Origin of the sequence: Sinomonas sp. (genome assembly GCF_036848755.1) — a bacterium.
Taxonomy (GTDB): Bacteria; Actinomycetota; Actinomycetes; order Actinomycetales; family Micrococcaceae; genus Sinomonas.
The window spans coordinates 21662-28878 of the sequence record NZ_DAIUJO010000045.1 but is presented as its reverse complement, the minus strand read 5'-3'; the positions used below and the strand labels follow the sequence as shown (position 1 = coordinate 28878).

Genomic DNA, 7217 nt, shown 5'->3' with positions numbered 1-7217 from the left:
TGGGCAGCGCCGAGCCCCACGTCCGCTGAAGCGCCGGGAGGTGGCCTAAGGCCCTATCTGGCGTCCCCCTGCGAATCTACGCTCGATGCCATGGACAGCTACTACAGACTCTGCCTGGACGCCCCTGCTCAGGCGGATCCCCGGGTCCGCACCCTGGGAAGGAAAGAAAGGAAGTAGTCCCATGAAGAAATGGATGCGCTGGGAGGATTACGTCGCAGGCGTCTGCGGCCTCTACGCGGCTCTGGCAGTCCTGTGGACCGCCCAGACGACCACCTCGAGGACGCTCATGCTGGTCTTCGGCGTCGTGCTCATCGCCACCGCCGTGCTGAACCTTTCAATGCCCGGCACTCCTTGGCTCGAGTACGTCCAGTGCGCGGCAGGCGTCCTGCTGTTCGTCTCCCCATGGATGGGCGCTTACTCCGACCACACCGGGGCTGCCTGGACCTCCTGGATCGCAGGCATCATCGCCGCCGGCGTCACCGCGGCTGCCATCAGGCCAGCTATCGACGCCCACCACAAGGTCATGCCCTCTCACTGAGGCGCATGACGTCTCCCCCGGGCGGCTGCCAGCCCCGAGCTGCGGCCGCCCGCCGGTGTTTCACCGGTTGCGAAGCACCGTTCCACAGGTCCTAAGGAGGCAACGTGAGCTTGCTCGAGCAGGTTCAGGTCGGCATGTCCGTAGTGGACGCAGACGGCGAGGAGCTTGGACGCGTCGAATTCGTCAGGGCCCCCGACCTTAAGGCCGCAGCCTTCGAAGAACGTCTGGATTCATCCTCGCCGGGTCTTATCAACCTGGGAATCGGTTCGATCGTCGGAGTCGAACCCAAAGTGCCGCCCGAGATGGCCCTGAGGTTATTTCGGCAGGGATACTTCAAGGTGGCCGCACCCCACTTCTGGGCCGAGAACTATTACGCAGCGGGAGATTCGATCGCGCGCGTGGACGGACGGAAGGTGTTCCTTTCTTTGAACAAGCTGGAACTCGATGCCCAGGAGTGAGCTCGAGGAGCCGCGAGGAGGCAGGCAGACGTGACTGCGGAGATCACCATCATCGGCAGCGGGCGCATGGCACGAGGCCTGGCCCAGACGGCTATACGCGCAAACCGTGCCGTCCAGATTCTCGGTCGCAACGGAAGCCAGACCCGCGATCTCGTGGAATCACTCGGAGCCGGAGCCAGCGGCGGTATCGTCGGCGCCCCTGTCGAGGGAGGCATCGTCATGTTGGCGGTTCCCTACCCGGAGGTCCGCAACGCCGTCCGCGAACTGGGCGACGGGATCGACGGCCGCGTACTGGTCGACATGGCCAACCCGGTGGACGTTTCCAACTTCGACCGACTCGTCACGCCTCCCGGGACTTCGAGCGCGGAGGAGGTCGCCGAAATGGTTGAAGGCCGAGCAGACGTGGTCAAGGCCTTCAATACCGTCTTCCCCGCCACTCTCGAGGCTGGGTCGGTGGCCGGCCAACATCTCGACGTCTTCATCGCAGGGGACTCCGAGACCGCCAAGGAGAAAGTCAGTGCGGTCGTGGCCAAAGCCCGTCTGCGTCCCATCGACGTCGGGCCACTTCGCCGGTCTCGCGAGTTGGAGGCCATCATGCTCCTGATCTTCGGTCTCCAGGTGAGTCCGGCTCATGAGAACTTCAATTGGGACACTTCCCTGCGGATCCTCCCCTAAGGCTCATGTGGTCATTGTGGACGAAGCCACTCCTCTGCCGATTACTCCCCTGCTGAGAACTCTCGACCACTCTATTGATGAGGCCTTGCGAGAAACGCTGGAGAGGCATCGTCTGAGCCGAACGCAATGGCACGCATTGAACGTTCTCGCCGAGGGGCCGTCCACGTTCGAAAAGCTTGAGGAGGCCATTTCCGAGCCTCTCGACTCCGACTCCAACGCGTCAGTGGGAGACGTTTTCGCAGCCGAAATGGAACTGCTTCTGAGCGGGGGACTCGTAGTCGAGAAGGCCGGCGTCTACCACCTCGGTAACGCGGGCCGTGCTGAATACAGGGCGACCCGCGAAGCGATGGACGGGATCCGGGACAGGATGCTCCAAGGGCTCGATGACGGCGATTATGCGCGCGCCGTCCAGACCTTGGAGAAGATGATCGACAACCTGTCGAGATGACTCCCGCGGCGACTGGAGGCATGGTGTTCGAACTCGGAGACAGTCCATTAGCGTGAGGTCGCTTCACGTCGAACTTGAGGACGCCGCCTCTTCCTCGTGGTGGGCACGAGTCCTCTACACGCTCGTCTCCCAGAACGGACTGGCCCAACTCCGATTCGTCGCCAAGGACGAGGACGGTCGGAGACTGTACCGCGGCGCGACCTTCCCCACGCCGCCCTTTGGCGCCAGGCAGCCTCGTGAGGCGTGGGCGCCGGGGATGGAAGAGAGCTTGCCTGAGCTGCTGGCTCAGATAGAGCGGGACGGGTGGGTGGAGGCGGGCCGGGGTCCACGCCCCTGGGAATATTCCTACGTCCGACCCGGGCCCCCAGACTCAAACGGCGGGAGGGAGCAACGATGACGTACGGGGCAGAAGGAATAGCCATGGCTGGGACCGGGCCCGCTCCGAGGGGCCCAGCGTGGCGTGCAGTCGCGCTGTGCGTGGGGAGGAGCGCCGTCCTGCTTGCCCGCGGGCGAGTGCATCTTCCCCGCGAGAATGTGGGACGGATTCTGCGCTTCGCGGATGGCAGCGTCACGCGCGTCTTCCGGGAGACGAGGGTCGACGACGTTCTGCCAGCGGATCCGTGCGTCCTCGTCGTCGCCTTCACATTGCGCCTCGTGCGCGGTCGGGTGCACCGCCTCTTCGAGGCGGAGAGCATCCTCAACACACCGCTCTTCGTGGGATTTCCCGGCATGGTCACCAAACTCTGGTGCGCCCACGACGCCGCGGGCAACTACCGCGGCTTCTACGAGTGGGACGGACCGCAACAGGCGCAGCACTACGCATCAGCGCTCTGGCGGGTGCTCGAGCTGGTATGCGTCCCGGGCACCATCCGGTACAAGGTGCTGCCCGGCCTACGGCGTGACGAAGCACTGGCAGAACCGACCCGGATGGCGACGTCCTCGGACGGCCCCGATGGAGCGTGGTGGCGCCTTCTCGCGGCGGAGTGACCGCGCACAGTGACGTCCTCGTCGTAGGCGCCGGCCCGACGGGCCTCTCGGCGGCCCTCGCCGCAATGGCACACGGCGCGAGCGTCCGAATCATCGACCGACGGACCCAACAGTTCCGGCCTTCGCGCGCCATGATGCTCCATGCCCGGGCCCTCGAGTGCCTGCGCCCGCTGGGAGTCACTGCTCACCTCTTGGACCGCGCCGACACCGCACCCGAGGCACGCCTCCATCTCGGCACGCGTGAAGTCCGGGTCCGGCTCGGCCACGTGGATCTCCCCGACACGGCGTTCCCGCATCTCACCCTCATGCGGCAGGCTGACGTCGAAGACGTGCTCCGCGCCGCGCTTCAAGCCCGTGGCGTCCACGTGGAGTGGGGAGTCGAGTTCCGGGGGGTCAGCTCCGCACCAGCCGAGGGCCGAATGGTCGAGGCTGAGCTGAATTCGGCAGAGCGGGGACCCGAAGCCCATCAGGCCCGCTTCATCGCGGGATGCGACGGCCAGCCCAGCACTGTGCGCGGCCTCATCGGCTCCGCGTGGCGCGGCGCGCCGTATCCGGTGGAGGCGATTCTCGCCGACGTCGAACTCAGCGGAGATCTGGAGCCGGGCCTCCTCCACGTCGCCGTCGGCGCCTCCGGGCTGGCCTTCCTCTTCGCACTCGGTGAGGGAGCGACCTGGCGCATGCTGGCAACCCGACCGGCGAGCCCTGGTCCGACCGCCGAATTCGGCCAGCTGGGGCCCAGCGTTCCATGTGAGGTGCTGGGGAAGCTCCTTGCAGACTCGGGGCTTCCGGAGACGATCGACGAGGTGCGCTGGTCAGCTCAGGTGCCGCTTCAGCACCGTGTCGCCAGCAGGTTCAGGCACGGTCCGCTATTCATCGCGGGCGATGCAGCGCATGCCCACTCGCCTGCCGGGGGCCAAGGGATGAACAACGGCATCCTGGACGCGGTCAACCTGGGCTGGAAGCTGGGATTCGCCTCGCACCGGGAGGACTCCTCCGAGCTGCTCGCCTCCTACGAGGCGGAGCGGCGGCCCGCCGCCCGCGAGGTTCTGGCCTTGACCCACCTCCTCTTCTTCGGCGAGGCGTCACCTCATCCGGTGGCCCGGCTGGCCCGAAGCAGGATCCTTCCCCACACCGCCGCCATCCTGCCAGCCCTGCTGCGCCAGAAGCGGATCCCCGCGAGCGCTGTCCGGCTCCTCGCTCAGCCCTTCGTACGCTATCGACGCAGCCCCATATCCCGAGACGGAACCCCCTCTGCCCCGCGGTGGCCACATCCGGGCGACCGGCTTCCCGATCAGCCGGTCATCGCCGACGGACACGCCACGAGGCTCCACGAGCTGACCGCGGAACCAGGTGTCCACATCTTGCTCGAGCGGGATGCCGCACTCGACGTTCCCGTCTCGCAACTCTCAGGACTCGACGGCGCAGTCCACTCACACCGCCTCTCGAGCCACCCCGGCCGCGCCGTCGTCGCGGTGCGGCCGGACGGCTACGTGGGCTTCCGGTGCGGAGCAGCGGATGTGGACCAGCTGCGCGACTGGCTGCGACTTGTTGCGCCGATGCCGGGTGCGCCGATGCCGGGTGCGCCGATGCCCGGCGCGCGATGAGGTCCAGCGAGGTGGCCTAAGGCCCTATCTGGCGCCTGCCGCCGAATCTACCCTCATGGCATGGATGACACAGAGGCAGAAAAGGCCCTCACGGGCATCGTGGTGGGCGTGGACGGTTCGCCCCTTTCCATCGAAGCGCTGCGCTGGGCCGCGCGCCTCGAACCCACAGTCGGCGGACCGATTACCGCAGCCATCGTGTGGCAGTTCCCTGCGGCCGGAGTGATCGGCGCCTATCCCAGCATGGAATGGAGCCCAGAGGCCGACGCGCGCGAGGTGCTCCAGCAATCCCTTCAGGAGGCCTACGGCGACAAGCTGCCCGCAGGCCTGAGCACCCTCGTGGCCTCCGGACCCGCCGCCCACGTCCTGATCGAGAACACCCGCAACGCCCGCCTGCTCATCGTCGGTTCCCGGGGCCTCGGAGGCTTCGTGGGGCTCCTGCTCGGCTCGGTCAGCGCCGCTTGCGCTGAACATGCCGATTGCCCAGTCCTGGTCCTGCATACTCCCCAGGACTCCAAGGCTGGCCCGGCCAGTGTGGAGACGGCGCGAGCGACAGCGACCACAGCGCCCGCCTGAGATGACGAAGCGCAGCCCCGGGAACGGTTTCTTCGAGCCACCCGAAGAGCTCCTCGAAGTAGGCGAACCGTTCTCGCTTGCCCGTGTCGACTCATCTCTGACACCCGGCTTCCACGGCGCGAAGACTCAAGGCGAGGCCATCCTCACCCTCCGGGATCCTCATCTCGCCGACCTGCAGCAGCGGCTGTTCGCAGACGGTCGCGCCGGCGGACGGCGTTCGCTCCTGCTCGTTCTGCAGGGGATGGATACCGCCGGCAAGGGCGGAATGGTGAGCCACGTGGTCGGCGCAGTCGACGTCCAGGGCGTCCAGCTTGCCGCGTTCCGCGCTCCCACCGAAGAAGAGAAGGCTCACGACTTCCTCTGGCGCATCGAGAGACAGCTCCCCCGCCCGGGCATGGTGGGGTGCTTCGACCGGTCCCACTACGAAGACGTTCTCGTGCCGCGCGTCCACGGGTGGATCGACCGGGACGAGCTCGAACGGCGCTTCTCGGCAATCCGGGACTTCGAATGGGATCTCCACGCGGCCGGAACAACGGTGCTCAAGGTCATGCTCCATATCAGCCGCAATGAGCAGAAGCGGCGGCTCTCCGCACGGCTGGACGATCCGGCAAAGCAATGGAAGTTCAACCCGGGCGATGTCAGCGAACGGGCATATTGGGACGACTATATGGCTGCCTACCAGGACGCCTTGGAACGCACCAGCACGGTCTACGCGCCGTGGTATGTCGTGCCCGCCGACAACAAGTGGTACTCACGGCTCGTGGTCCAAGAGCTCCTCGTCGCGGCCCTCGAGCGCATGGACCTCACGTGGCCCACCCCCGACTACGACGTCGACGAGCAGAAGCGGAGACTCGCGGAGACCTAGTCCGGCGGATAGTTCAGCTGGCCCACACACTTCAGCCCGGCACATCACCTTGGCGCGGCCACGTCCTGATCGGGCCCCGCGAGCCCGGGCCGTGCGAGCCCAACCCCCGCGAGCCCGGCCGCTGCTGAGCGGACCGCTGCCGCCGAGCGCGCCAGGCGGGCCCGTTCGGCGTCGTCCATCGGGACGTCGAGCACGGCCCGGACGCCGCGTCCTCCGACCACGCACGGCAGGCTCAGGGCGACCCCCGAGAGTTCGTCCGGGCCGCCAAGGACGGTGGACACGGGGAGCACCGCGTCCTCGCCCGCGAGGATCGCCTCGACGATCCGGGCCGCCGCGAGACCGATCGCATAGTTCGTCGCGCCCTTGCCCGCGATCACGCGGTACGCGGCGCGCGTGACTTCCCGGGCCAGCTCGTCAAGGCTCCGTTCGCCGAACGGCCGCGAGCCGTCGGCGTCGACCCAATCCCTGAGCCGGACTCCGCCGATGCTTGCGCTGCTCCACAGCGGCAACTCGCTGTCGCCGTGCTCGCCGACGATGTAGGCGTGCACGTTGGAGAGCGAAACCCGTGCCCTCTGCGCGAGGAGCCACCGCAGCCGCGCAGTGTCCAGCAGGGTCCCCGAACCAAGGACTCGCCCGGCCGGCAAGCCCAGGATGCGCTGCGCGACCATGGTCAGCACGTCACAGGGGTTGGTCACCAGCACAAACACGGCGTCCGGGGCGTTCTCCTGGAGCTGTGGAAGCAGGGACTGCAGGATGGCGGCGTTCGTGCTGGCGAGCGCGAGGCGGCTCTCCCCGGGCTTCTGCTTGGCGCCCGCCGCGATGACGACGACGTCGGCCCCGGCCGTGCAGCCGATGTCGCCGCCGCCGTCGACGCTCGCCACGCCGGCGAACTGGCTTCCGTGGGCGAGGTCGAGGACCTGCGCCTCGGCCTTCGGCCCATCAAGGTCGTACAGCACGATCTCCCGGGCGGACGCGCGGATCAGCGACGCATAGGCGATCGAGCTCCCCACGTCGCCCGCGCCGACGATCGCCAGCTTCCCCGATCCGGCCATGGTCTACCCCGGGCCCG

9 protein-coding genes are annotated in these 7217 nt (G+C 67.5%); 8 read left to right on the top strand and 1 reads right to left on the bottom strand.

The features are described 5' to 3' along the window. Window positions 1–181: 181 nt before the first annotated feature. The 8 genes from V7053_RS09275 to V7053_RS09240 all read left to right on the top strand — a co-directional run bounded on the left by V7053_RS09275 (window position 182) and on the right by V7053_RS09240 (window position 6148). Window positions 182–538, top strand: a complete 357-nt coding sequence (locus V7053_RS09275; protein ID WP_334171993.1) for an SPW repeat protein — start codon at window positions 182–184, stop codon at window positions 536–538. A gap of 104 nt (window positions 539–642) precedes the next feature. Then, the gene (locus tag V7053_RS09270) at window positions 643–996 is read left to right on the top strand and encodes a hypothetical protein (RefSeq protein ID WP_334171992.1); all 354 of its coding nucleotides are present in this window, start codon (window positions 643–645) and stop codon (window positions 994–996) included. A 30-nt stretch (window positions 997–1026) separates the two neighbouring features. Next, window positions 1027–1671, top strand: a complete 645-nt coding sequence (locus tag V7053_RS09265; protein WP_334171991.1) for an NADPH-dependent F420 reductase — start codon at window positions 1027–1029, stop codon at window positions 1669–1671. A gap of 16 nt (window positions 1672–1687) precedes the next feature. After that, complete coding sequence (locus tag V7053_RS09260; RefSeq protein WP_334171990.1) at window positions 1688–2119, top strand: hypothetical protein; 432 nt, start codon at window positions 1688–1690, stop codon at window positions 2117–2119. Between the two features lie 420 nt (window positions 2120–2539). Beyond that, window positions 2540–3106: a hypothetical protein gene (locus V7053_RS09255; protein ID WP_334171989.1), complete on the top strand. Its 567-nt coding sequence runs from the start codon at window positions 2540–2542 to the stop codon at window positions 3104–3106. After that, a complete protein-coding gene (locus V7053_RS09250) occupies window positions 3082–4710 on the top strand; it encodes an FAD-dependent monooxygenase (RefSeq protein ID WP_334171988.1) in 1629 nt (542 codons plus the stop codon). The genes V7053_RS09255 and V7053_RS09250 overlap by 25 nt, the downstream gene beginning before the upstream one ends. Before the next feature lie 60 nt (window positions 4711–4770). Next, a complete protein-coding gene (locus V7053_RS09245) occupies window positions 4771–5283 on the top strand; it encodes a universal stress protein (RefSeq protein WP_334171987.1) in 513 nt (170 codons plus the stop codon). A gap of 1 nt (window position 5284) precedes the next feature. Then, window positions 5285–6148 carry a polyphosphate kinase 2 family protein gene (locus tag V7053_RS09240; protein ID WP_334171986.1) on the top strand — a complete coding sequence of 288 codons (864 nt, stop codon included), beginning with the start codon at window positions 5285–5287 and terminating at the stop codon, window positions 6146–6148. Window positions 6149–6192: 44 nt separating this feature from the next. Here V7053_RS09240 and V7053_RS09235 read toward each other — a convergent pair whose 3' ends face one another. Next, on the bottom strand, window positions 6193–7200 hold the full coding sequence (locus V7053_RS09235; protein WP_334171985.1) for an L-lactate dehydrogenase: 1008 nt from the start codon (window positions 7198–7200) through the stop codon (window positions 6193–6195). Window positions 7201–7217: the final 17 nt, after the last annotated feature.